At 62.4% G+C, this 23,398-nt stretch carries 20 protein-coding genes; 11 read left to right on the top strand and 9 right to left on the bottom strand.

Going from position 1 to position 23,398, the window contains the following annotated elements; genetic code table 11:
- The first annotated feature begins 112 nt into the window (after positions 1-112).
- Positions 113-1,633 carry an AMP-binding protein gene (locus AC5E6N_RS01280; protein WP_491746096.1) on the top strand — a complete coding sequence of 507 codons (1,521 nt, stop codon included), beginning with the start codon at positions 113-115 and terminating at the stop codon, positions 1,631-1,633.
- Here the strand turns inward: AC5E6N_RS01280 and AC5E6N_RS01275 are convergent.
- Positions 1,630-2,133 carry a MarR family winged helix-turn-helix transcriptional regulator gene (locus tag AC5E6N_RS01275; RefSeq protein WP_491746095.1) on the bottom strand — a complete coding sequence of 168 codons (504 nt, stop codon included), beginning with the start codon at positions 2,131-2,133 and terminating at the stop codon, positions 1,630-1,632. The genes AC5E6N_RS01280 and AC5E6N_RS01275 overlap by 4 nt on opposite strands.
- 302 nt (positions 2,134-2,435) lie before the next feature.
- On the opposite strand from AC5E6N_RS01275, the gene AC5E6N_RS01270 reads away from it, so the two are divergent.
- The 9 genes from AC5E6N_RS01270 (at position 2,436) to AC5E6N_RS01230 (ending at position 12,602) form a co-directional block, all read left to right on the top strand.
- Complete coding sequence (locus tag AC5E6N_RS01270; RefSeq protein ID WP_491746094.1) at positions 2,436-3,239, top strand: SDR family oxidoreductase; 804 nt, start codon at positions 2,436-2,438, stop codon at positions 3,237-3,239.
- A gap of 366 nt (positions 3,240-3,605) precedes the next feature.
- Entirely contained in the window at positions 3,606-4,772 is a 1,167-nt protein-coding gene (locus AC5E6N_RS01265; protein WP_491746093.1) for an ABC transporter substrate-binding protein, read from the top strand.
- A 71-nt stretch (positions 4,773-4,843) separates the two neighbouring features.
- The gene (locus AC5E6N_RS01260) at positions 4,844-6,391 is read left to right on the top strand and encodes a sugar ABC transporter ATP-binding protein (RefSeq protein ID WP_491746092.1); all 1,548 of its coding nucleotides are present in this window, start codon (positions 4,844-4,846) and stop codon (positions 6,389-6,391) included.
- Positions 6,391-7,353: an ABC transporter permease gene (locus AC5E6N_RS01255; RefSeq protein WP_491746091.1), complete on the top strand. Its 963-nt coding sequence runs from the start codon at positions 6,391-6,393 to the stop codon at positions 7,351-7,353. Before AC5E6N_RS01260 ends, AC5E6N_RS01255 begins: the two co-directional genes overlap by 1 nt.
- Before the next feature lie 43 nt (positions 7,354-7,396).
- Complete coding sequence (locus AC5E6N_RS01250; protein ID WP_491746090.1) at positions 7,397-8,401, top strand: ABC transporter permease; 1,005 nt, start codon at positions 7,397-7,399, stop codon at positions 8,399-8,401.
- A 27-nt stretch (positions 8,402-8,428) separates the two neighbouring features.
- Entirely contained in the window at positions 8,429-9,886 is a 1,458-nt protein-coding gene (locus tag AC5E6N_RS01245) for an aldehyde dehydrogenase family protein (protein WP_491746089.1), read from the top strand.
- 68 nt (positions 9,887-9,954) lie between these two features.
- Entirely contained in the window at positions 9,955-10,125 is a 171-nt protein-coding gene (locus AC5E6N_RS01240; RefSeq protein WP_491746088.1) for a hypothetical protein, read from the top strand.
- 216 nt (positions 10,126-10,341) lie between these two features.
- Positions 10,342-11,769 (top strand): citrate lyase subunit alpha, encoded by a 1,428-nt coding sequence (locus tag AC5E6N_RS01235; RefSeq protein ID WP_491746087.1) that lies wholly within the window; start codon positions 10,342-10,344, stop codon positions 11,767-11,769.
- Between the two features lie 5 nt (positions 11,770-11,774).
- The gene (locus AC5E6N_RS01230) at positions 11,775-12,602 is read left to right on the top strand and encodes an HpcH/HpaI aldolase/citrate lyase family protein (RefSeq protein ID WP_491746086.1); all 828 of its coding nucleotides are present in this window, start codon (positions 11,775-11,777) and stop codon (positions 12,600-12,602) included.
- An 85-nt stretch (positions 12,603-12,687) separates the two neighbouring features.
- On the opposite strand, the gene AC5E6N_RS01225 is transcribed toward AC5E6N_RS01230, so the two are convergent.
- From AC5E6N_RS01225 to AC5E6N_RS01210, 4 genes are all read right to left on the bottom strand, one after another.
- The gene (locus AC5E6N_RS01225; RefSeq protein ID WP_491746085.1) at positions 12,688-14,388 is read right to left on the bottom strand and encodes a GMC family oxidoreductase; all 1,701 of its coding nucleotides are present in this window, start codon (positions 14,386-14,388) and stop codon (positions 12,688-12,690) included.
- A gap of 108 nt (positions 14,389-14,496) precedes the next feature.
- Positions 14,497-15,246: an SDR family oxidoreductase gene (locus AC5E6N_RS01220; protein WP_491746084.1), complete on the bottom strand. Its 750-nt coding sequence runs from the start codon at positions 15,244-15,246 to the stop codon at positions 14,497-14,499.
- A gap of 2 nt (positions 15,247-15,248) precedes the next feature.
- Positions 15,249-16,676: an aldehyde dehydrogenase family protein gene (locus AC5E6N_RS01215; RefSeq protein ID WP_491746146.1), complete on the bottom strand. Its 1,428-nt coding sequence runs from the start codon at positions 16,674-16,676 to the stop codon at positions 15,249-15,251.
- A gap of 139 nt (positions 16,677-16,815) precedes the next feature.
- The gene (locus AC5E6N_RS01210; RefSeq protein WP_491746083.1) at positions 16,816-17,772 is read right to left on the bottom strand and encodes a LysR family transcriptional regulator; all 957 of its coding nucleotides are present in this window, start codon (positions 17,770-17,772) and stop codon (positions 16,816-16,818) included.
- Between the two features lie 134 nt (positions 17,773-17,906).
- On the opposite strand from AC5E6N_RS01210, the gene AC5E6N_RS01205 reads away from it, so the two are divergent.
- Positions 17,907-19,055, top strand: a complete 1,149-nt coding sequence (locus AC5E6N_RS01205; RefSeq protein ID WP_491746082.1) for a CaiB/BaiF CoA transferase family protein — start codon at positions 17,907-17,909, stop codon at positions 19,053-19,055.
- A gap of 72 nt (positions 19,056-19,127) precedes the next feature.
- On the opposite strand, the gene AC5E6N_RS01200 is transcribed toward AC5E6N_RS01205, so the two are convergent.
- The 4 genes from AC5E6N_RS01200 to cofE form a co-directional block, all read right to left on the bottom strand.
- The gene (locus AC5E6N_RS01200; protein WP_491746081.1) at positions 19,128-20,732 is read right to left on the bottom strand and encodes an ABC-F family ATP-binding cassette domain-containing protein; all 1,605 of its coding nucleotides are present in this window, start codon (positions 20,730-20,732) and stop codon (positions 19,128-19,130) included.
- A gap of 217 nt (positions 20,733-20,949) precedes the next feature.
- Positions 20,950-21,945, bottom strand: coding sequence for a TIGR03842 family LLM class F420-dependent oxidoreductase (locus AC5E6N_RS01195; protein ID WP_491746080.1), 996 nt, complete (start codon positions 21,943-21,945; stop codon positions 20,950-20,952).
- A 22-nt stretch (positions 21,946-21,967) separates the two neighbouring features.
- On the bottom strand, positions 21,968-22,636 hold the full coding sequence (gene npdG, locus AC5E6N_RS01190; protein ID WP_491688285.1) for an NADPH-dependent F420 reductase: 669 nt from the start codon (positions 22,634-22,636) through the stop codon (positions 21,968-21,970).
- A complete protein-coding gene (cofE, locus tag AC5E6N_RS01185; protein ID WP_491746079.1) occupies positions 22,633-23,394 on the bottom strand; it encodes a coenzyme F420-0:L-glutamate ligase in 762 nt (253 codons plus the stop codon). Before cofE ends, npdG begins: the two co-directional genes overlap by 4 nt.
- Positions 23,395-23,398 lie beyond the last annotated feature (4 nt).

The raw sequence follows: 23,398 nt of genomic DNA, 5'->3' as shown, positions 1-23,398 counted from the left end.
CTGTTGGAGCGCGAGGCATCGGCGCTTTCTTGCCTTGCCATACTGCTGTGCGGCGCGAAGAGGGCGCTCTGAAGCGAGCGCAGCGATTCCAGGGCAGAGAGCGGGGCAGATCATGGCAGGACATGTGTATTTCGCCGGGACGCGTTTCGAAGCCGCATGCATCGCGGATGACGCGGCGCGCGCAGCCTCGGGCCTTGCCGCCCATGGCGCGACCGGTGCGCGCGTTGCCCTTTTGATGCGCAATGACGTCGCCATGCTGGTCGCCAGCGAAGCCGTCCGGCTGGCCGGAGCGGTGACTTTACCCATCAATTGGCATCTCAAGGCCGATGACGTTGCCTACATTCTGACCGATAGCGATACCCGCATCCTCGTCGCGCATGCCGATCTTTGGCACGGGGTTGCGGATCAGATGAGCGCGGAGTTGCAGGCAGGTCTGACGGTGATCCTTGTGAAGACACCTGAGCCTGTCCGTGCCGCGTTCAAGATCGACCCCGCCGTCGCCGTCGTGCCGGCGCAGGCTTTGGAATGGACGACCCTGATCGCGCAAAACCCGCCAATCACAGGACCGACGCAGGTCGAAACCTATCCTCTGATCTACACGTCCGGGACGACAGGGCGCCCGAAAGGCGTCCAACGTCTTGCCGCAACGCGTCCCGCACCGATTGCCTATGATGCATTCTTCGCGCCGGGCATGCGCACCCATCTCGTCGCGCCGCTCTACCACTCCGCCCCAAACCGGTTTTTGCAGGGCACGTTTCAAGCCGGCGGCGCGCTTGTCCTGCCCGCCCGGTTCGACGCGGAGGCGATGCTGGCCGAGATTGCCGAACATCGGATCACAACGACCTTCCTTGTCCCTGCGATGCTGCAACGCCTCCTGTGTCTGCCCGACGAAACCCGCCGGAGATATGACCTGTCGAGCCTGCGCCACGTGGTCATTGCCGGCGCGCCCTGTCCGGCGGAGATCAAGCGCGCTATGATCGGCTGGTGGGGGCCGGTGATCTACGAGTATTACGGATCGACCGAGACCAGCGCGCTGACATTCGCGACCAGCGAAGACGCCCTTGAACGGCCTGGCACGGTCGGCAAAGCCGTGCCGACGGCCCGGGTCGCGGTTCTGGACGAGGACGGCCATCCCTGCCCGCCAGGCGTCAGCGGTGAGATTTACGGGAAACGCGACGATATCCCGGACTTCACCTATCTCAATGCGCCCGAGGCGCGTGCGCAAGCCGGGTCGGGCGATTTGGTCAGCGTCGGCGATATCGGCTATCTCGACGCGGACGGGTACCTCTTCATCAGCGATCGAAAGACCGACATGATCATCGCGAACGGCGTCAATATCTATCCCGCTCAGGTCGAGGCCGCGATCCTTGCCCACGCCGGGGTCACCGACTGTGCCGTGTTCGGTATCCCCGACGCGGCTGGCGGCGAGGCTGTTGCGGCCGTCTTCCAGGCGGCGGACGGGACAGACCTGGACCCGGATGCACTGCTTGCCTTCCTCAAGCCAAGGATTGCAACCTACATGCTGCCAAAGCTGATCCGGAAATGTCGGAATTTCCCGCGCGACGAAGCGGGCAAGATCAAAAAGCGCGCGCTTCGGGCGGCCTTCTGGCAAGGCGAAGCACGGAAGATCTAACCGGGGGCGTTCGAGACCAAATCGGGCGCGTCGCCGTCAAGAGCGGTTTTCAGGTTTCCGCGGACCCGTCGCATCAGGTTCAGGAGCTGGTCGACCTCTGCCTCGGACAATCCCTCGAAAGAGGCTTCATTCACCCGCGCCGCGGCTTCGCTCAGCACCTGTTCCTTGGCCGTGGCGGATTGCTTGAGAAAAACCCGTTTGGTCCGCCGGTCCGACGGGTGTGCCCGCCGCTCAACCCAATCGGCGGCTTCCAGACGGTCCACCATCCCGCTGACCGCAACCGTACCGATGTTCAGGAGCCGCGCCAGTTCGATCTGAGTGAGGCCGTCGCGCTTCAGGAGCCAGTTGATCAGATACACCTGCGCGGACGTCAGGCCATGCGGCGACAGGAGCGAATCAAGGAGTTTGATCCGCTGCCGGGCGACGTGCTGGAAGATGAGACCGGCCTCGTTTTCGATCCGGCGGTCCTCGGTCAGGGACAGGGCCGATTGGTGCGACATTTTTTGGTCCTTCGGTGGGGTCAGACGGGGATATGCGGGACGATAATCAGTTGCATGCGTATTATACACATGCTAATCTATTATCGTAACATATGCTAACTTAATATCGATAACCATCGCAAGCAATTCCGTGCGAGCATCCCGAAGCGTGACTGAAATTCAAGGCCCTCCACCGCTGATCATCCCCGAGGCTGCGGAATCCCCGCGCGGGACCTCGCCTGCGCAGATCAAAGGCACCGAGATTTCCGCCGTGCATGGCGTCGGCGGAATGTTCTCGGCCGCAGCGACGGTGGTCTTGTCCAATGTCAGATGAGGCACTGCTCTTCGAAGGGACCGGAAAGACCGTGCTGGTCTCCGGCGGCACCAGCGGGATCAACCGCGGCATCGCGTGCGGCTTCTCGCAATCGGGCGCTTGCGTCTTTGTCATGTCCCGCTCCGCCGGCAAAGTCGCGGACACCGTGGCCGAGCTCTCCGCTCTGGGCCTGGACGCGGCAGGCAGGACGGCGGACGTGCGCGATGCCGATCAGGTTGAGGCCGCCTTCGCCGAGTGCGTCGACCGGTTTGGACCGATTGACGTCGTTGTCTCGGGCGCGGCGGGCAATTTTCCGGCGAGAGCGCAGGACATAAGTTCCAACGGTTTTCGCGCCGTCCTCGAAATCGACGTGCTCGGCACCCACCACGTCATGCTCGCGAGCCACCGTTACCTCACACGGCCCGGTGTGATCCTGAACATCAGCGCCGCCGCCGCCTCCCGTCCCATGATTGGCCAGGCCCATGTCTGTGCCGCGAAGGCAGGCGTCGATCAGATCACCCGCACGCTTGCGCTGGAATGGGGGCCGCAAGGGATCCGGGTCAACTCGGTTGTCCCGGGCCCGGTCGAGGACACCGAAGGGTTCCGCCGTCTCGCGCCCACGCCTGAGATCAAGGCGCAGCGGCTGGCCAGTGTCCCGCTCCGCCGGGCGGCCACCAGCAAGGAAGTGGCCGATCTTTGTCTGTTCCTGGCGTCCGACCGCGCCAGCTACATCACGGGCGCCGTGATCCCGGTCGATGGCGGTGCGACGTTGTCGGTTCCCGCAGAGCTGCTGGTCCCTGCATTGCCGCAATGATTGGGATTGCGGACGAACCCGACGCGCTGTGTTCCTTCAAGGATATTGAAGACAGCATACCAATCCCGTTTTTCACCCTGATTGTCGCGGTGCGGCGGCCGGGTGTGAAACCGCTATAGGCAAAGGCTCTGGCCCGATGCCTCTATGGGCTGGCCGCTGGGCGAGAAAAGGCCGGAAACGGCGCTGTTTGTGAGGTCTGATCGCAGGCTGCTTCGAGCCGACCATCCGCTGCAGCCTTACCTATAGTTATTATCTATAGCTCCGATTGCCATCGGGGCTATTCCTTCCTGCGTGGCGAAAAAGGCAAAATCGCCGGCATAGAAAGGCAGGCATTCAAGCGTGCCTAACTTCTAGAGGGAGGATACCATGCGGAGAGGTTTTTCAGCTTCATTGGCCCTGGTGTCGGCACTGACATTGAGCACTGCCGCGATTGCGGAAGGTCTCGATGAACTGCCTGCTGATCTGGCCGCGGCCTATGAGGGCGTGGATGAGGGACAGCCCATCGAAGCGTCCGCCTATCGTGACTGGACGCCAAGGTCCGAAGCACCGTGGAAAATCGGATATGCAAGCTCCTATGCAGGCAATACCTGGCGTGCGGAAGGCCTGAAACGCCTGACCGAAGAGCTGCTTCCGGTCTACAAGGAAGCGGGGCTCGTCGAGGATATTATCGTCACCCAGTCGGACCTTAACGATGCGCGTCAGATCCAGCAGATGCGCCAGCTGGTCGATCAGGGCGTCGATGCCATTATCGTGTGCTGCTCCAATCCGGTGGCGTTGAACAAGGCCGTCGAATACGCCTATTCGAAGGGCGTCGTGGTCTTTTCCTATTCCGGTTATCTGACCTCGGACAAGGCGCTGAACGCATCCTCGAACTATACGCTCGGCGGTTATGAGATCGCCAAGGCGATGATCGAGGAAGTCGGCGGCAAGGGCAATTTCCTGCTTGTCTCCGGTATCGCGGGTGCGGCGTCGTCCGAGAGCTTCGACACCGGCGCCAAGAGGGCTCTGGAAGAGTTCCCGGACGCCAAGCTCGTCGGTCAGGTCTGGGGCAACTGGACCGACCAGGTCGCACAGACGGAAGTGCAGAAATTCCTGGCGACCAATCCGACGAAGATCGACGGCATTATCGCCCAGGGATCGCAGGAGACCGGTGTGCTGAAGGCCGTTCTGCAGTCGGGCCGCGATGTGATGCCGATCTCGCTTGCCGGTTCAGCCGGAGCGGCCTGCTACCTGAAGAACAATCCCGGCTGGATCAGCCATGCGTTTCAGATCTGGCCTCCCGGCGATGAGATGGAGCTCGGTTTCAACTCCGTGATCCGCACCCTGCAGAACCAGGGTCCCAAGGTTCAGTCCATCCTTCGCGGCGTCTACCGGGTGGAAGCGGACGACTACACGGCGGCGCTGGCCGATGATTGCTCGGTCGACTCGACCGACTACATCCAGCCGGGGATCGACATCTGGTTCCCCAATGACAAGGCTGCCGGATACTTCCTGCGTCCAAGCGATCCGCTCGCGTGGAAAGCGTCCAACTGAAGGTTGACCGGAACCGGCTCCCGCCTCGCGGCGGGGGCCTTTTCGCCGACCGCAGCCCGCCGGGGGCATCGATGAACGCGATCTCCATACGGAATGTCGAAAAATCCTTCGGCGAAACACGCGCGCTTGTCGGCGCGTCCATCCATGCCGGCCTCGGCGAGGTTCATGCGATCGTCGGCGAGAACGGCAGCGGCAAGAGCACATTGGCCAAGGTCATATCGGGCGTCGTCCTGCCCGATGCCGGACGCGTGGATGTGCTCGGCACGCATCCCACTTCGCCGTCCGAGGCGATCGCGGCGGGCATTGCGACCATATATCAGGAGATCATGGTCGCCGAGGACCTGACGGTCTGGGAGAACATATTTGCCGGCACCGACGGCACATGGCGGCGTACAAAACCGGTTTCGGAAAAAAAGCGCCTGGCGCGGGAGATCCTCAAGCGGCTGGCGGAGGCCGATATCGATCCCGACACGCCGGTGTCGGCCCTGTCGCTGGCGGTCAAGCAGTGGATCGTGATCGCGCGCGCCATCCTGCGCAAACCGAAACTGCTGATTTTTGACGAAAGCTCGGCCGCTCTCGATCTCGAAGCCACCAACCGCCTGCACAAGGAGATCGTGGCGCTGAAACAGGCCGGCTCCTGCGTCGTGCTCGTCACCCACCGCATCGCGGAGCTTGTGAAGATCGCCGACAACGCCACCATCCTGCGCGACGGTCAGACGGTCGGCCGGCTGGAAAAGGCCGAAATCACCGAAGACAATCTGCTTCGCCTGATGTCCGCCGACACGCGGCAGATGGCGGCCGGCGCCCGTGAAAAGAAAGTCGTCTCCACGGCCCAGAAACCGGCGCTGGAAGCATGCCAGGTCCGCGTGCGGGCCGACGCCGCGCCCATCGATTTTGCCGTCTATCCGGGGGAGATTGTCGGCATCGCCGGTCTGGACGGCGCCGGGCAGGCGGAGTTCGTCAGCATATTGGCGGGCATCCGGCAGGCGGCCGAGGGGGATGTTCGTGTCTGGGACGCATCCACCGCGAGCCACACGATCGGCGACCTTGCGGCAGCGACGGAGTCCGGCATTACCTATGTGTCGGGCGACCGGAAACTGGAGGGCACCTTTCAGAACCTGTCGATCCTGGAAAATTTCGGCATGGCCCTTTACCGCAATGTCAGCGATAGATTCGGTCTTATCGACCGGGGCGGCCTGAACGACATTTTCTCGGTCGAGGAAGAGCGCCTCTCGATCAAATACGGCAGGCGATCCGACAAGATCACGACGCTGTCGGGCGGCAACCAGCAAAAGATCCTCATCGCGCGCGCCTTCGCCTCCGCGCCCAAGGTCATCATCTTGAACGATCCGGCGCGCGGCGTCGATATCGGCACGAAACAGGACATCTACAAACATCTCAGGGACTTCGCCTCCAACGGCGGAGCGGTCGTCTATCTGTCGACCGAGATCGAGGAGTTCTTCAACTTTGCCGACCGGGCGGATGTGTTCTTTGAGGGCGGTCTTTTCGCCAGCCTGGACCGGTCCCGAATGACCGAGGACAACCTGCTGGCGGCCATGTTCGGCAAATCGCAGGCGGTCGTCTTCGATGAGGAACCGGAAGAGGAGGGGGTCGCGTGATGGATAAACTTGCAGCGCGCATGGGCCATCTCCTCGTCCCGTTCGGTCTTGTTGTCGTTCTGGGACTGATCGCCGCGATCCGGGCGCCGCAGACCTTTACCTATGTCGGTCTTGCGGGCGCGGTCCTTGTCGCCGCCCCGCTGATCCTCGCCGCGGTGGCGATCACGCCGGTGGCGATTGCAGGGCGCGGCGGTGTCGACCTTTCCATCGGACCGTTGATCGGCTTCGTCAATGTCACGATCATCGTGTGGCTGGCGGATAACGGGATCGTCCATCCGGTGCTGGTCTTCGGCTATGCCATTCTTGCCGCGTGCGCGTGGCAGGCGCTGCTGGCGATCCTGATCATTTATGTCCGTATCTCGCCGATCATCGCCTCGCTCGCAGGCTTCATGATCCTTTCCGGCGTCAATCTGGTGATCCTTGCAAGACCCGGCGGATTTGCTCCGGAATGGCTCGGCAACTGGGGTTGGGGCACGGAGCTGCTCAGCCCCGTCCTCTATATTCTGCTGGCCGCGTTCGTGATCTGGTATCTGTTCCAGCGCACCGCGATCTTCCAGCACATCCGCCTGATGGGGGCCGATGAGCGGACCGCCTATACCAGCGGCGTCGACATCGTGAAGGCGCGTTTCGCGGCCCACCTGATCGCCGGCGTTTTTGCCGGGCTGGCGGCGCTTTGCCTGACGGGTCTTATCGGATCGGGCGATCCGACACAGGGAAACACGCTGACACTGCAGGCCATTACGGCGCTCGTTCTCGGCGGCACATCGCTTGCCGGCGGCAAGGGCGGCATCACCGGATCGGTTCTCGGCGCGATCGCCATGTATCTGGTGTTCGTGGTTCTGTCGTCGTTCAATTTCGGTGCGATTTCCGGCTTCATGACCCAGCTCTTCTACGGGTTGATGCTCGTGGTTTCGCTGATGCTTGCGCTGGCAACGAGGGTGCCGGGCCTGCGCGCGGCGTGAACCGGTATAGCGGCCGCGACAGATTAAGTTCGAGGAAGGCGAAATGACGGTAAACCGAGACGGACTTGTCAACATCCTTCAATCCCCGGAGGCGAGGGCTCTCACCCTCGGCGCGGGGCTGCTGATCACCCTGTTCGCGGTTGCATCGGTTCTTGTCGACGGCTTTGCCTCCGCCAACAATATTCGCTCGATCCTGCTTCTTGCGGCATTTCTGGGGCTTGCGTCCCTCGGCCAGACCATGGTGGCGACGGTCGGCGGGCTCGATCTGTCGATTCCCTTTGTCATCGGCGCGTCCAATATCCTGCTCGCATATCTCTTCGGCACGGCCATCCCGGCGCCGATCGCGATCCTGATCATCCTGGCAATGGGGACGCTGATCGGTCTTCTCAACGGGATATTGAGCTACCGCATCCAGGGGCAGGCGCTGATCCTGACGCTTGGAACCGGCTTTGCCGTTGTCGGCGGCGCGCAGATCTTCACCACGCTCGGCTCGCAATATTCCGGCACGGTGTTCAGCCAGGTTCCGGCCTGGTTCTCCAACATCGCCTCGATCAGCGGCAAGACCTTCGGGCTCAGCATCCCGCCGGTCATCCTGATCTGGGCGGCCATCGCGTTCTTTCTGATCTTCTGGATCAACAGGACGAGATCCGGGCGCGCCATCTATGCGGTGGGCGGCAACAGGACCGCGGCGGCGCGGCTGCAGATATCGGAGTTCCGGGTCTGGGTTTCGACCTATGCGATTTCCGGGCTCACCGCCGCCATCACCGGATGCCTGCTGCTCGGCTTCTCCGGCGGCGGCTTCGTCGGTGTGGGCGATCCCTATCTTTTCACAACCGTTGCAGCGGTCGTCGTCGGCGGCACGTCGCTGCTCGGAGGTTCGGGCGGATACGGCGCGACGATCATCGGCGTCCTGGTGCTTCAGGTGCTGACGTCTTTCCTTGTCGGCATGGGCCTGAACTACGCCGCCCAGCAGACGGTGTTCGGGCTGCTGATCCTTCCCATGGTCGCGCTCTACGCCCGCTCACCGCACATTCGACACCAGATCTGAACCGGAATATCAACAGGAGGAAATGCAATGAACGTTCGATCGCAAATCACCCCCAGTGTCCAGGTCGATTTCTCCGGCCAGTACCGGCATCTGATCGGCGGCGAGATGGTCGCCAGCGAGGAGACATTCGATGTCTACAACCCGGCGACGGATGCGGTCGTGGCCAAGGCGCCGAACGCGTCCCGCGATCAGGTCGAGGCGGCCATCGCCGCTGCAAAGGCCGCTCAGCCGGGTTGGGCGGCGCTAAGCTGGGACGAGCGCGGCGCCTATATCGCCGCCTATGCCGATGCGCTCGATGCCCACAAGGAAGAGCTCATCACCTTGCTGACCACCGAGCAGGGCAAGCCGCGCCACTCCATGGCGACGACGGAAGTCGAATATGCGATTTTCTGGGTCCGGGAAGTGGCGAAACGCCGGCTTGAAGACGAGGTCATCGAGGATACGGCCGATCATGTCGTCAAGGTGGCGCATACGCCGCTGGGCGTGGTGGGCGCGATCACGCCGTGGAATTTCCCGATCCTTCTGGGTCTCTGGAAAATCGCCCCGTGCCTGATCACCGGCAACACCATGGTGATGAAACCATCGCCCTACACGCCGCTTTCGACGCTGCGGTTCGGCGAGATCGCGCAGCAGATCTTCCCCAAGGGCGTGCTCAATATCGTCTCGGGCGGCAATGAGCAGGGCCAATGGCTGACCGAGCATCCGGACGTGTCCAAGATATCCTTCACCGGATCGACCGCGACCGGCAAGAAAGTGATGTCTTCCTCGTCCAGCAACCTGAAGCGCATCACGCTTGAACTCGGCGGCAACGATCCGGCGATCGTGTTGCCCGGAACGGATTTCGATCCGCTCATTCCGACGCTGTTCGATGCCGCCTACGGTAATTCGGGACAATGGTGCATCGCCATCAAGCGCCTTTATGTCCATGAGAGCCTCTACGACAAATTTCTGAATGCGTTCGTGAACTATGCGTCCGAAAAGACCGTCGGCAACGGGATGGACCCCAACACCGATCTCGGCCCGATCCAGAACAAGATGCAGTATGACAAGCTGAAGGGCCTGTTTGCCGATGTGAAGGAACAGGGGCATTCCGTTCCGCTCGGAGGCGAGATCGACGAGAGCCTGCCCGGCAATTTCGTGCCGGTGACGGTGGTGGACAATCCGCCCAAGGACAGCCGGGTGGTGCGCGAGGAGCCGTTTGGCCCGATCCTGCCGATCATCAAATGGTCTGAGGTCGACGAGGTCGTGGACGATGCCAACGATACGGATTTCGGGCTGGCGGCGTCCGTCTGGGGTCCGAACCGCGAAGAGGCGATCGCGGTCGCCAATCGTCTCGATGCCGGCACGGTCTGGGTCAACGAGATTCATATCCACGGCATAGACATCCCGTTCGGCGGGCACAAGCAATCGGGCATGGGTGTTGAAAACGGCCGCGAGGGCCTGGAAGAATTCACCAACACCAAGACATATATGTTCAAGAAGTGACTGCTTGCCGATGTTGCACGGATGGCCGGTGCCGAAGCCGGCCATCCGCATTTTGACGGCGGCCCGCGATGGGTGACATCACACGGCTGGCGCCGGACGACATTATCGAAACCGTGCGGGCGGCGCTGCAGTACATCGCCGTTGGCCCGGCAGGGCCGACGACCGTGAGCACGGACGGCACCTCAATCCACAGGCTTGGACCCTCGTTTTGGCGCGGGGGCGGCGCATTGCCGCATTAACCGTTTTCGTATCTTGCCCGGATGGTGTTGTACAACTTTAGCGATGATCTCATTTGCAGACTATGAACACGGTCGAGGATCGCGTTGCGGCGGCCGGCGGGGAGAGCAATGATGAGGCAAGGTAGCCAAACGAACCACTCTGCGGTGAACGGTCCGGGATTCCCGGTCACGACACCGCTCGGCTCACAAGACCGGCATGGTCAGCCGGCGCCTGATTTGAGCGTCAAACCGGAACGGCAAGCCTCACATGAGCATGACAAACGGATCCGTTCACTGGGCGAGGCTTTCGATCGGTTTGAGATCGGCGATGGCCATGTCCTGTCGTTTCATCACCACTACCGCGACGGCGACCGGCTGCTCAATCATGTCGTTGCGACGGCGAGGGAACGCGGTATCAAGGGCCTCGTCATTTGTGCGTCGTCCATCTTCCCGGTTCACGCGCCGCTGGCCGATGCGATAGAGGACGGGACGATCGGTGCAATCGTGACGGATTATATGCGCGGGCCGGTCGCCGACGCCGTCGCGGCGGGGCATCTGGACCGCATTGCCCTGATGCAAAGTCACGGCGGACGCGCGCGTGCATTGGCGTCCGGGCAGTTGACGATCGACGTTGCCTTCGTTGCCGCGCCGATGGCGAATGTCGAGGGCGCGGCGACGGGTCGCGGCGGAGTGCTTGCCTGCGGGCCCCTCGGCTATCCGGCCGTCGATGTGCGATATGCGCGGCGCACACTGGTTGCCGCCGGAGAGATCGTCTCGGGCCCGTTGCCCTTTGTCGACATTCCCGATCAGTTCGTGGATGCGGTTCTTCAGTTCAGGCATATCGGAGATCTGGACGGCATAAGCTCCGGATCGACCGTGCCGCTGGCGAGCCCGCAGGCCGCCGGGATCGGCGACAATGTCACCCGGGCGATTGAAGCGACCGGACTGTTAAAGGACGGGCTGTCCCTGCAAAGCGGCGCCGGCGGCTATTCCCTCGGCGCGGTGCCGGTGATCGGCAAAAGGATGGCGGAACTCTCGGTGCGCGGCTCGTTCCTGTCCGGCGGCTTGACCGGCGCCCACGCCAAGATGCTTGCCGACGGCCTTTTTTCCCGCATCTACGACGTCCAGTGCTTTGACCTGGAGGCCGTGCGCTCCTCGATACAGAACCCCGACCACACGATGATGTCCGCCATTGAATATGCGAGCCCGCTCTATCCCGAGGCGCGGGTCAATTTCCTGGACGTGATGCTGCTGGGCGCTGTTGAGGTGGATCTGGATTTCAATGTGAATGTCTCCACCGGCGCCGACGGCCGGATCCTTGGCGGTCCCGGGGGGCATCCGGATGCGGCGCAGGGGGCAAAGCTTGCCATCGTCACGACAACGCTGACCGGCGGCGGTTTCGCCAAGATGGTTCCGAAGGTGCGCACGGTTTCGACGCCCGGACAGGATGTCGATCTGGTTGTCACCGATCACGGCATCGCGGTAAATGAACGGCGGCAGGACTTGCGCGGGCTCCTGATCGGCACGGGCCTTCCGGTCGTGAGCATTGAGGCCCTTATTGCAAAGTCCGCCGAACTGGCGGAGCGCAAACCCGATGTTGACAAGGCTCACGGTCCCCGCATTTTCATCGAGCACCGCGAAGGGACCATACTGGACTGGATTTGATCGTCATGAAGAGCATATTGTTCGTTCCGGCAACGCGGCCCGACCTGTTCGGGAAAGCGGCGAGCGGCCCGGCGGCGGCTGTCTGCATCGATATCGAGGACGGTGTCGCGCCCGACCGGAAGCAGGCCGGCCGCAAGCAGCTGTCCGGCGCCGTCAGTGTGATGGCGAAGGCCGGAAAGCATGTGGCGGTGCGCATCAATGCCGATATCGGCGAAATCAGCCATGACCTCGATGCGCTGCCGGACGGGATCGATTACATCGTCCTGCCGATGGCGGGAAGCCGCCATCAGCTGCGGCAATTGTCCGACTGGGCCGATCTCAGATATGGCGATAAAGGGCCGAAGCTCATCGCCATGGTGGAAGAGCCCGGCGGTCTCAACGCGGTTGTAAACGGACCCGGTCCCATTGCGAGGCGGCTGACCCACGTGGCGCTTGGAACCGAAGACTATGCGGCCGGTATCGGATGCCCTGCCGGCGCCGACGCGGTCATATCCGCGTTCCATGTGCTGGGCCGCTTCGCCGCCGAATGGGGCCTCGGCCTGTTGGGTTATCCTGGCTCAATCGCCGAATTCAAAGACCTCGACCGGTTCCGCAGCCATGCGGAGATGGGCAGGGACGGCGGCGCCGTTGGCGGTTTTGCCATCCATCCGAAACAGGTCGAGGTCCTCAACGCGGTTTTTGGTGTTGATCGAGCCGCGCTTGACGAGGCGCAGGCCGTCGTCGACGCTTTCGAGAAGGCGCTCACCGAAGGCAGGGGCGCGATCCAGCTTGATGGAAAAATGATCGATCGCCCTGTCTATCAGGCGGCGTTGCGGCGGCTTGGGCGGCGTTAAGCCTACTTTTGGATATGATAAGAAAGACCCCGCCTCCAGCGTGCAGGCGGGGTGCTTGCGGGTACGGGAGTGGTGGAGAACCCGCCTAGGCGCCCGCGATCATTGAACCGGCCTTCCAGCCGATCATCATCGACGGTGCGTTGGTGTTGGAGGTGGTGATGTGCGGCATGACCGATGCATCGGCCACGCGCAGCCCCTCGATGCCCTTCACCTTCAGGTCCGGATCGACAACCTTGCCGATCTGGCATGTCGAGGTCGGATGGAAATAGGTGTTGACCGACGCGGCGAGGAATTCGCGCCATTCGGCATCGGTCAGATCACCGTCCTTCTGCGGAAGGGCTTCACGCTTGCGGAAGTCCTTATAGGCATCGTGCGCGCCTAATTCGCGGCACAGCTCGGTCGCCGCCCGGTAGGATTTCCAGTCCTGTTCGGTCGAAAGATAGTTGGTTTCGACGATCGGGGCATCGGCGATGTTGTTCGACGCCAGCTTCACATAGCCGCGCGACGATGGCGTGGAGAGGCCGGACAGAATGCAATAGCCGTGTTCGTAGTCCAGCTTGTGGCCCGTTGAAGCAAACGGAACGGACACGTAGAGCGCGATCATATCAGGCGAGCGCAGTCTGCTGTCCGAACGCTCCCACATATAGACCTCCGAATGGTTGTAGTGGGAAACGGGGACCGGGCCGCTGGCCTCGTAATTGACGCCGGCGCCCAGTACATGGTCCTGAAGGCCGACACCGACCGGAAGATCGACAACCGCGTCGATCCCGACATCCTTGAGATCGGATGCGACACCGATGCCGGAAATCATGAGAAGGCGCGGACTGTCGATGGTGCCCGCCGACAGAATGACCTCCGATCCCGCCTGGACCGATACCGGCTCGCCATTGTGAAGATATGTCACGCCGGTGCATTTGGTTCCGTCCAGATCGAGTTTCTGGACCGGGGCATCGGTCAGAACGGTCACATTGCCCCTGTCCATGACAGGACGCAGGAATGCGGTGGCCGAAGACTGGCGGCGCTGATCCTTGATGTTGAAATCAACCCAGGCCTGACCCGACATGCGGTCGGAGTTGAACGACGGGTTCTCCTTGTAGCCGAGGGCGGCGGATGCATCCATGAACGCCTGTGCGCCTTCGTGCTTGTGCTCGTCGGCGGGCTGGCTGATGAACAGCGGACCGCCCGAGCCGCGGTTCCTGCCGCCCGGTTCGAAGGTTTCCATGGCGATGAAATGCGGCAGCACGTCTTCGAACGACCAGCCGGTCGCGCCCATCGACGCCCAGTTGTTGTAGTCCGACTTGTGCCCCCTGGCGAAGATCATCGCGTTCAGCGCCGATGTTCCGCCGAGCACGTTGCCGCGCGGCCACATATGCGGACGGCCGTCGGCATGGGTCGCCGGCAGGGTTTCAAACCATTTGGTCGCGTCCGTTCCGAGCGATGCTGCCCAAAGACGCGAATCGTGCACTTCCTCCAGATCGTCATTGCGGCCGGCCTCAAGAACAAGGATCCGCGCTCCGCTCCCGGCGAGCTGGTGGACACAGGCCGGTCCTGCCGAGCCGGTGCCGATAACGATGAAATCATATTCGCCTTCGGGTTTCGACGATGTCTTTGTCGACTGGGCAAGCGCCTTGCCCGACCACGCGGTCGCCAGCGCGCCGGCCATACCGGCAGTCACGCCGAGCGCCATCGCCCGCTTGATAAATCCGCGGCGACTGACGCGGCCGGCATTGTATTCAACGACGGCCTGCTCGAGCGCGCCGTCCCGTTTTGTACGAAAATAACCCATTGGTTCCTCCTTTTTGTTCCCGGTCCCCGTGGGCTGACCGGGCCTTTTCGAACTGAGGGTCTCGGAGCAGCGGTTGCGCATGCCCGGCGACCCGGTTGCACAGGGCGTCTAGATGGTTCGTCCTCCGTCGACCTCGAGGATCGCACCTGTGATGAACTGAGCCTCGTCCGAGGCGAGATAGAGCGCGGCACTGGCCATATCCTCAGGCTCGCACAATCGGCCCAGCGGAATTGTCGAAACGAATTTGGCGCGGTTTTCCGGCGTATCCGGCATGCCCATGAAGGTTTCGAGCAGCGCGGTGGCGCCCATGACGGGCGCCAGGCCGCAGACCCTGACCCTGTCGGGCGCAAGCTCCACCGCCAGTGTCTTCGTCATCATGTTCACCGCGCCCTTGGAACTGTTGTACCAGCTCAATCCGGGGCGCGGACGGATGCCTGCCGTGGAGCCGACATTGATCATCACCCCGCCGCCGATCGCGCGCCAGTGGGGGACCATGTTTTGCGTGACGTGGAAGATCGAATCCACATTGATCGCATAGACGCGCCGGAAGGTGTCGTAGTCGACCTCCGTCAGCGGCTGATTCCTGTGGCTCCAGCCGGCATTGTTGACGACGATGTCGAGCCTGCCGAACGCCTCGATGGCCGTGGCGCAGGCCGCTTCGACCATCGCTGCATCGGATACGTCGCAGGTGATCGGGATCGCCGCGTCTCCGATCTCATCCGCTACGGTTTTTGCGCCTTCGCCATTCAGATCAACGATGGCGACCCGAGCGCCCTCGCGGGCAAAGCGGCGGGCGATTTCCCGGCCGAACCCGGAGGCGGCGCCGGTCACAAAGGCGGTTTTTTCCGACAGGCGCATCGTCATTGTCCGTGGTTCTGAACGATGGTTTTTATCTGGCTGAACTCGTGCAGCGCGGCGAACCCCTTTTCGCGTCCGTGGCCGGATTTGCGCATGCCGCCGAAAGGCAGCTCGATGCCGCCGCCGGCGCCGTAGCAATTCAGGAACACCTGTCCGGCTTTCAGACGCTTGGCGAGACGCATCTGCCGCGCGCCATCGCGGCTCCAGACGCTTGCGACGAGGCCGTAATCGGTGTCATTGGCGATGCGGACCGCGTCGTCCTCATCCTCGAACGGAATACAGGCGAGCACGGGCCCGAAGACTTCCTCTTTCGCCAGGACATGATCCTCCGCGACCGGGCCGAACAGGGCCGGCGCAACGAAGCTGCCGTCCGGGTTTGCCCGCTCCGAGACCGCTCCTCTGGCCATCAGCGGCGCCGATGATCCGCCGCCCTGATCGATGAAGGACTGGACCCGTTCCTTTTGCCTGTGGGATATCAACGGCCCGAGATTGCGGTCTTCCTGCCAGGGAGCGGCGGTCAGTGCGGTAAAGCCCTCTTTCAGTCTTGCCGTGACCGCATCGAAGATGTCGGCCTGTATGAGCGCCCGCGAACCGGCCGAACAGGTCTGGCCGCCATTTTGGACGATGGCGTTGAGCAGGACCGGGATCGCCGCATCAAGATCGGCGTCCGCAAATACGATCTGCGGCGATTTTCCGCCGAGTTCCAGCGTGCAGCCGATGTGGTTTTTGGCCGCCGCCGTCTGAATCAGCACGCCGACGTCCGGCGAGCCCGTGAAGGAGAGAAAATCCACGCCGGCATGGGCCGTGAGGGCCGCGCCGGCCTCATGGCCAAGCCCGGTCACGACATTGATCGCACCGGCCGGGAAGCCGGCTTCCGTCGCCAGCTCCGCGATCATGACCGGTGTGATGCAGGCTTCCTCGGCCGGCTTCAGCACCACCGCATTTCCCATTGCCAGCGCCGGTGCGCAGGACCTTCCGATCATCTGGGCAGGGTAATTCCAGGGTATGATGTGGCCGGTGACGCCATATGGTTCGTAGATTGTCTGGACCTGATGACCGGCAAGAAACGGAATGGATTCGCCATGAACCTTATCGGCCGCGGCGCCGTAATATTCGAAGTAACGGTGGGCCGCGATCATATCGGCCTTGGCCTGCGTCAGCGGTTTGCCGGTGTCTTTCGCTTCCCATTCGGCAAGGCTGCCGGCATTGTCCGCGATGGCTTCGGCGAGCTTGTGCAGCAGCCTGCCGCGCTCGGTTGCCGTCAGCTTCGACCAGGCACCCCCATCTATCGCCGCGCGCGCAGCCGAGACGGCCTGGTCGATCTGGATGTCTCCGCAGGCAGCTATCCGGGCGATCACCGAGCCGGTCGACGGATCGGTCACATCGAGGCGGTCACAGTCCTGAAACGCGATCTTTTCGCCGCCGATCACGCAGGGGAAGAACGGCACTGCGGATGAATGCTGGTTCACGTGCACTGGCCTCCACCTGGCTGATTAGAATAGAGGCGAGCTTAGAAATGCGGGGAGGTCTGAACAATTCAAGGGGTCGGATGCCCCATATAGATATTAGCTATATCGAAATTTTTTCTTTCGAATTCAGCAATTTACCTGGCCAGTGCCCACGGTTTACCAGGTCGGTCACCACCTCAATCGTGCTCTTTTCCACTTCAAACGAGGCTTTTGTCTTCGGCTTTTCGGGATTGCGGACGAGATAGACCGGACGGCTGATGACAGGATCGGTGATCTTGGAACTGACGAGTTCGCCGCGCTCCTCGAAATCTTCCGCCGCCGCGGGCGCCAATATCGTAAACGCGCTGCCGCGGGAGACGAGCGACTTGATTTGCGTCAGCGAGTCCATCTCCACCACAATGTTGAGCTCCACGAATTTGCTTTTGGTGGCGCGGTCGATCAGCATTCGCAATCCGTGCGATTTGGACGGAAGCACCAGTTCGGTATCCTTCAGATCCGCAAGCCGGACCGGTTCGCCGGGCGGCGTGTCCAGCGACCACAGATCGGGCGGTGCATAAAAGTGCATCTCTTCTTCCAGCAGTCTTGTCACTTCCGCGTTCTTCAGGCCGCTTGTCTCATAAAGTATAGCCAGGTCAATGGTTTGCTCCTCAAGCCATTCCTTGATGAAACCGCTCATGGCATCGACGGCGCGCAGGCGTATCTCCGGAAATTCGAGGCGTATTGTCTCGGCAAGCGGAACGGACAGCACCATGGAAACGGAGGACGGAAATCCGAAAACCACCTTTCCCGACGGTGTCGCGCCGGCCTGCCGGACCTCGTGTTTCGTCCGTTCGACCAGGGCCAGGATCTCGTTTGCCCGCTCCAGCAGAACCGCTCCGGCGTCGGTCAGCGTGACGCCCCGGGGCGAGCGCACAAAGAGCTGGGTGCCGATCCGGCCTTCCAGATTTTTCAGTTGTATCGACAGGGAAGGCTGGGCAATTCCGATAACTTCGGCCGCCGACGCCAGAGAGCCGTTTTCGGCGATGGTGCGAAAATACTCAAGCTGCCTGATCTCCATGATCCGAACTCCACACGCCCCCAATCGAGCGGACCATAATAGGTATAACCTATAGCTCTTCAAGTCACCCCGTTGTTGCGGGTTCAACGTATGGACGCGAGACTAGGGCAAAGCGATTTGGAGCTGTAATTGCAATGGGCGATCTCGAAGGCATCCTGGTTGTATCGGTGGAACATGCGGTGGCCGCGCCTTACGCATCCTGCAAGCTTGCGGATGCCGGTGCGCGCGTCATCAAGGTCGAACGGCCGGAGGGCGACTTTGCCCGCAACTACGATCATCTCGTCAACGGCGCCAGCGCATATTTTGTCTGGATCAACCGCGGCAAGGAATCCATCTGCCTCGACCTGACCGACGAGGAGGATCGCGGCGTTCTTCTCAATATGCTCGAGGAAGCCGACGTCTTTATCCAGAATCTCGCGCCCGGGGCCCTCGAACGCCTGGGACTGCCGGTCGACGATCTAAGGGCGATGAATCCGGGGCTGATCATCTGCTCGATTTCCGGCTACGGCACTGAGGGTCCGCTGAGAGACCAGAAAGCCTATGATCTGCTGATCCAGGCCGAGACCGGCCTTTCGGCCATCAACGGGACCGAACACGGGCCCGCGCGCGTCGGTGTCTCGGTCTGCGATATCGCCGCCGGCATGACGGCGTTCCAGGCCATATTGCAAGCGCTTATCGGCCTCACGAAAACCGGGGCAGGGCGCGTTATCGAGGTTTCCCTGTTTCATGCGATGGCCGACTGGATGAACGTTCCCTATCTGCAGTACCGGTACGGCCGCAAGGCGCCCGAGCGCATGGGGCTGAGGCACCCGACGATTGCGCCCTATGGGGTTTTCGGTTGTGCGGACGGCAAGGAAATCCTGATCTCGATCCAGAACGACCGGGAGTGGAGGGCGCTGTGCAGGGAGGTGCTGGGGCAGCCCGAACTTGCCGAACGGGACGGCTGGAAGACCAACAGCGAGCGGGTGACCAACCGCAAGGAGGTCGACGGCCGCGTCGGCGCGTTTTTTGCAACGGTCAGCCGCGACGAGGCATTTGCCCTCCTGAAGCGAACCGGGATCGCCCATGCGCGCCTCAGCGATCTCGATGATCTTCTGTCTCACCCGCAGCATCGGCTGATTTCCGTTCAGGTCAACGGCAGCGAGGTCGAGTTGCTGTCGCCCGGCTCGATTGTCCGGGGCGGAATGCAGCAATTCGGCGCGGTGCCCGGCAAGGGAGAACACAGCGAGCGCCTGCGGGAAGAATTCGCGCTGCTGCGAAACGTTACGCTTGCGGGGGAATAGGCCGCAGCCGTCGCGCTGTCTTAAAACCGGTGCGTCGGTTGAGAACGCCATGCCGCTCAAACAGCCAGTGCTTCAGACCGCACCAGCGTCCGGCGGATCAAGTTCGATGGTCCGCTCAATGCCGATATTCTCCAGAAAAACCGGGTCGTGGCTGACGACCAGAAGTGCGCCGTCATAGGTCTGAAGGGCAGCTTCCAAGGCCTGGACCGCGTGCAGGTCGAGGTGGTTGGTCGGCTCATCCAGCATCAGAAGGTCCGGCGGTCCGGGTCCGCCGAGAACCGCCGCCAGACCGGCCCGCAGCATTTCGCCGCCGCTCAGCGTGCCGACCTTCTGCATTGCGGCATCGGCGCGGAACAGGAACCGCGCAAGCGCCGCCCGGCAGCTGTTCTCGTCGGCGTCCGGGTTGAGGTTGCGGAAATTGTCGCGGATCGTCAGCGCCGGATCGAGCAGGCGCATATGCTGGTCCAGAACCGCGAAACGGCCGTTCATGCGCACTATGCCGGACTGCGGGCGCATGTCTCCGGCCAGCAGCTTGAGGAGTGTCGTCTTTCCCGATCCGTTGGGACCGGTCACCGCCACCCGTTCCGGGCCAACCAGCCGCAGCGACAGGTCGCGGATAAGCGGGGCCTGCGGGTCGTGGCCTCCCGTCAGACCGGTGACCTCCACAACGGTCCTGCCGTCCGGCAGGCCGGTGGCGCCGAGGGCCATTGAAAGGGGCTGCAGGATTTCGATTTCGGCACGGGCTTCGGCGGCCTGCCGTGCGGCGGCATCACGCTGCCGGCCGGCGAGGCGGGCGCTGGCTCCGCCGGTTTTCTGCGCGCGCTGTTTCATGCTGTCGAGAAGCAGTTTGGGCTGATCGCCGCGGGCCCGTTTTCGCCGCCCGATACTGTCTCTTTTCTGCTGCCGTTCGAGGCGGAGCCGCGCCTGCGCGTCGATGTCGCGGACCTTTCTTTCCGCCACATCGCTTCGGTGTTCGGCCGCCTGCAGTTCGACAGCCTTTCGGGCGCGATAGGCGCTCCAGTTGCCGCCATAGGTCCTCGCGCCGATACCGGTGAGTTCGACAATCATGTCCATGCCGTCGAGCAGAGCGCGGTCGTGGCTCGCAATAACAGCCGTGCCGCCCCAGCGGCTCAGCAGTTGCGCAACCGCGGCGCGGCCCTCGGCATCAAGGTCGTTTGTCGGCTCGTCCAGCAAAATGATGTCCGTGCCGCGAAACAGCAAAGCGGCAAGCAGAGCTCGCGTCTTTTCACCACCGCTCAAATTCGCAAGCGGTTCATCCGGGCCAATGCCGGTCAATCCGGCCTCCGCAAAAGCCGCGTCAAGTCGCGTCTCCAGCGTCCAGTCAGCGCGGGCGAGATCATCCGCCGCCGGATGCCCGGACTCAATGCGGCGAAGACATGCAAGCGCGTCTGTCACGTCGAAGACATCGGCCAGCGTCCGGCCGGCGGGGATTTGTGCCAGTTGCCGCATCATGGCGACGCGGCCGTCGCAGCGAACTGTGCCGCCGGATGGTTTCAGCCGTCCCGCGATGATGTTCAGCAGCGTCGACTTGCCGGCCCCGTTGCGGCCGATCAGGCCGGTCTTTCCGGGTCCGAATGACAGATTGAGATCGGAAAAAAGGCGGTGCCCGTCAGGTGTCGACCAGGACAGGTTCTTGACAGTGATTGAATACGGCATGCGGACGCGGTTTCCTGTTGAAGGCTCTTTTGTTCGAAGCTTTCAACGGGAAAATCATGATGCGCTGCCTTGTCGGTGTTGCGGATGTGTCTTGGATTTAGGCCAATCCGGCGGCCCGTTCAAGGCCGGAGCAAGTCAGTTGCGGGGACGCTGCGGTGCTTTCGCCGTTGCCGGGCACCGCAGCGTCTCCATTTTGATCACGATCGCCGTTCGGGCATCAGGACCAGTGCGGGATGATCTTCTCGCCATAACGCGCGATGATTTCTTCTTCCCGGCCATTGTCGAGATAGATGTTGAACTGCGTGATCCCGGCCTTCTCCAGTTCCTTCAGCTTGGCGATATGCGCGTCTTCGTCGCCGAGCACGCTGAAGCTTTCGATGATCTCGTCGGAAATGAAATCGAGATTGTTGCTCTGGCCGTGTTTGGAATAGTCGTATCCCTTGCGGTCCTTGATATAGGCGGTCAGTGAGGGCGGAATGTCCTCGCGGTCGGTTCCGTATTTCTCGACGATATCGGCGACATGGTTGCCCACCATTGCGGGGAACCAGCGGGTTGCCTCCAGGCATTCCTCCTTTGTGCCGAAAAAGGCCGGCGCGGCGGCCATGATCCGGTAGCCCGACATGTCGCGGCCTTCTTCCTTGCCGGCGGCGATCGCCTGATCGGCCAGCCATTTGCAGATCGTCGGCTCGGCGATCTGCAGGATAAGGCCGTCGCCGACCCGGCCGGCGGAACTCAGTGCCTTGGGCCCGTATGCGGCGACCCAGACCGGCAGTTCATAGCCTTCCGCCCACGGAAACTGGACCGGCGCCGGGCACTCGCCATATTGCACCTCATCGCCGCGCACCATGCCCTTGACGGCGTGCGTGAACTCTTCCAGCTTTGCCAGAGTGGCCGGCTTCTTGCCCATCACGCGCACGGCGCTGTCACCGCGGCCCAGGCCGATATCGAACCGGCCCTCGGACTGTTTGGCAAGCGAGCCGAACATCGACGCGGCGACCGACCAGTCGCGGGTGCTCGGGTTCGTCACGCAGGGGCCGAAACGCATCTTGGTCGTGTGTTCCATCAGCATGGCCATGGCCATGAAGCTCTCCCGCCACAGAATATGGCTGTCATACATCCAGCAATAGCTGAAGCCGGCGTTCTCGGCCTGGCGGACCAGCGCGCGGGCGCGCTTCGGATCCATGAAGCCCTTGAAACAGATTGCGAATTCCATGTCAGTATCCTCCAGATTGGGATCAGTGGTCAGGTGCCCAGATGCGAATCCCGGCATGCGAGAACGGCACCTGTTTGGATATGTTGATGCGGATCAGGATCGGAGTGATCGCTTCGATGCAGCGCGCCGACTGTGCGTCTCCGGCGTTGTATGCCGTTACATCGAGCTTCTCGATCAGCGCCATGACCTTTTGCCGTGGCTCGAGCCCGTTGCCGCACACAAGCACGTCGCAATTGATGTCCCATTCGAGATTGTTGAGCGTGACGGCCGAGACGTTGTGAAATGCACCGATCACCGGAATCTCGGGGCCGAGTATCGCCTGTGCCGCCTCGGTGGCCGATCCCTCCGGCGGCATGTTGACCTTCTTCGGGTCGCCCTCGGCCAGCGGCACCACGATATCGATCAGGATCTTGCCGCCAAGCAACGGCTTTATCGCGTTGAGCGTTGCGTCGTGTCCGGAATAGGGAACCGAGAGAATGACGAATTCATCGGCTTTGCTGACGGCCTCATCGTTGGTCATGCCTGAGATTTCAGCGGCGCCGTCGGGCAGGCGTGCCTGCAATTCCACTGCGGCCGCCGCGGCCCGCTCGCCGTCGCGGGAGCCGATTGCCACCGGAATGCCCGCCCGGGCGTATCGCAAAGCCAATCCACCGCCCTGCGGCCCTGTGCCGCCAAGTATCGCTATCGTCACCGGAACATGTCCTCCTTTTTATCTCTTATCAGATCCCGTCCGCCGGCGCTGGTGTCGGTGGACCAATCAAGTCCCCGAAACAGGACGGCAGGGGTTTTCGCCGCCTTTCGCACCACCAGTCCGGAAGCGGCGGCTATTTCATCGGCGAAGGCCGGTTCGGTCACCAGAAGGGGCCGACCCCAGGCGTCATCCTTGCCCAGCTCTCTTCGCGTTGCCGGCACATTGAACAGGCCGATCGCGACGTTCACCTGGCCGAGCCGCCAGGGCCGCCCGAACGTGTCGGTCATGACCGCTCCGATCCGTGCGCCGAACCGGCTTGCCAGATCGGTGCAGAACCGGCGCAGGCTGGCGTCGGGATCATCCGGCAGCTTGATCACCGTGCCTGCATCCGTATTCGATGCGTCGACACCGGCATTTGCGGCGATATAACCGCGCCTGTGCTCGCAGATCATCGTTCCTTCTTCCTGCGTCTCGTGGCGGAATACGCGCAGAACCGAACGGCTTTCCCGCAGGACAACCTCGACCTTCGCCGGATCCCGGTTGAGTTGGGCGGCCAGGTCGCGGGCGCGGTCGGAGGGCGTGACGCTCGAAAGATCGACGGTCTGACCCTCGGCCTTGGAGAATATCTTGTGAGCCAGGCACAGCACGTCACCGTTGCGCGGCGACAGGTCCATCGCCTCGAGGCGGTCGCCGATGATGGCGGCGAGATCATCGCCGGGCCGGATGTCCGGAATGCCTTCAACGGGCGTCAGTGTCACCGGC

Source organism: Hoeflea sp. (genome assembly GCF_984452065.1).
This window is presented reverse-complemented; position numbering and strand designations above follow the sequence as displayed.

Excerpts from the sequence above, each read along its gene's own strand:
- AC5E6N_RS01255 (WP_491746091.1), top strand. The coding sequence starts at position 6,391 with ATGGATAAACTTGCAGCGCGCATGGGCCATCTCCTCGTCCCGTTCGGT.
- AC5E6N_RS01260 (WP_491746092.1), top strand. The coding sequence starts at position 4,844 with ATGAACGCGATCTCCATACGGAATGTCGAAAAATCCTTCGGCGAAACA.
- AC5E6N_RS01205 (WP_491746082.1), top strand. The coding sequence starts at position 17,907 with ATGGGCGATCTCGAAGGCATCCTGGTTGTATCGGTGGAACATGCGGTG.
- AC5E6N_RS01220 (WP_491746084.1), bottom strand. The coding sequence starts at position 15,246 with ATGCGCCTGTCGGAAAAAACCGCCTTTGTGACCGGCGCCGCCTCCGGG.
- AC5E6N_RS01225 (WP_491746085.1), bottom strand. The coding sequence starts at position 14,388 with ATGGGTTATTTTCGTACAAAACGGGACGGCGCGCTCGAGCAGGCCGTC.
- AC5E6N_RS01245 (WP_491746089.1), top strand. The coding sequence starts at position 8,429 with ATGAACGTTCGATCGCAAATCACCCCCAGTGTCCAGGTCGATTTCTCC.
- AC5E6N_RS01270 (WP_491746094.1), top strand. The coding sequence starts at position 2,436 with ATGTCAGATGAGGCACTGCTCTTCGAAGGGACCGGAAAGACCGTGCTG.
- AC5E6N_RS01230 (WP_491746086.1), top strand. The coding sequence starts at position 11,775 with ATGAAGAGCATATTGTTCGTTCCGGCAACGCGGCCCGACCTGTTCGGG.
- AC5E6N_RS01250 (WP_491746090.1), top strand. The coding sequence starts at position 7,397 with ATGACGGTAAACCGAGACGGACTTGTCAACATCCTTCAATCCCCGGAG.
- AC5E6N_RS01240 (WP_491746088.1), top strand. The coding sequence starts at position 9,955 with ATGGGTGACATCACACGGCTGGCGCCGGACGACATTATCGAAACCGTG.
- AC5E6N_RS01275 (WP_491746095.1), bottom strand. The coding sequence starts at position 2,133 with ATGTCGCACCAATCGGCCCTGTCCCTGACCGAGGACCGCCGGATCGAA.
- AC5E6N_RS01265 (WP_491746093.1), top strand. The coding sequence starts at position 3,606 with ATGCGGAGAGGTTTTTCAGCTTCATTGGCCCTGGTGTCGGCACTGACA.
- AC5E6N_RS01195 (WP_491746080.1), bottom strand. The coding sequence starts at position 21,945 with ATGGAATTCGCAATCTGTTTCAAGGGCTTCATGGATCCGAAGCGCGCC.
- AC5E6N_RS01210 (WP_491746083.1), bottom strand. The coding sequence starts at position 17,772 with ATGGAGATCAGGCAGCTTGAGTATTTTCGCACCATCGCCGAAAACGGC.
- AC5E6N_RS01280 (WP_491746096.1), top strand. The coding sequence starts at position 113 with ATGGCAGGACATGTGTATTTCGCCGGGACGCGTTTCGAAGCCGCATGC.
- AC5E6N_RS01200 (WP_491746081.1), bottom strand. The coding sequence starts at position 20,732 with ATGCCGTATTCAATCACTGTCAAGAACCTGTCCTGGTCGACACCTGAC.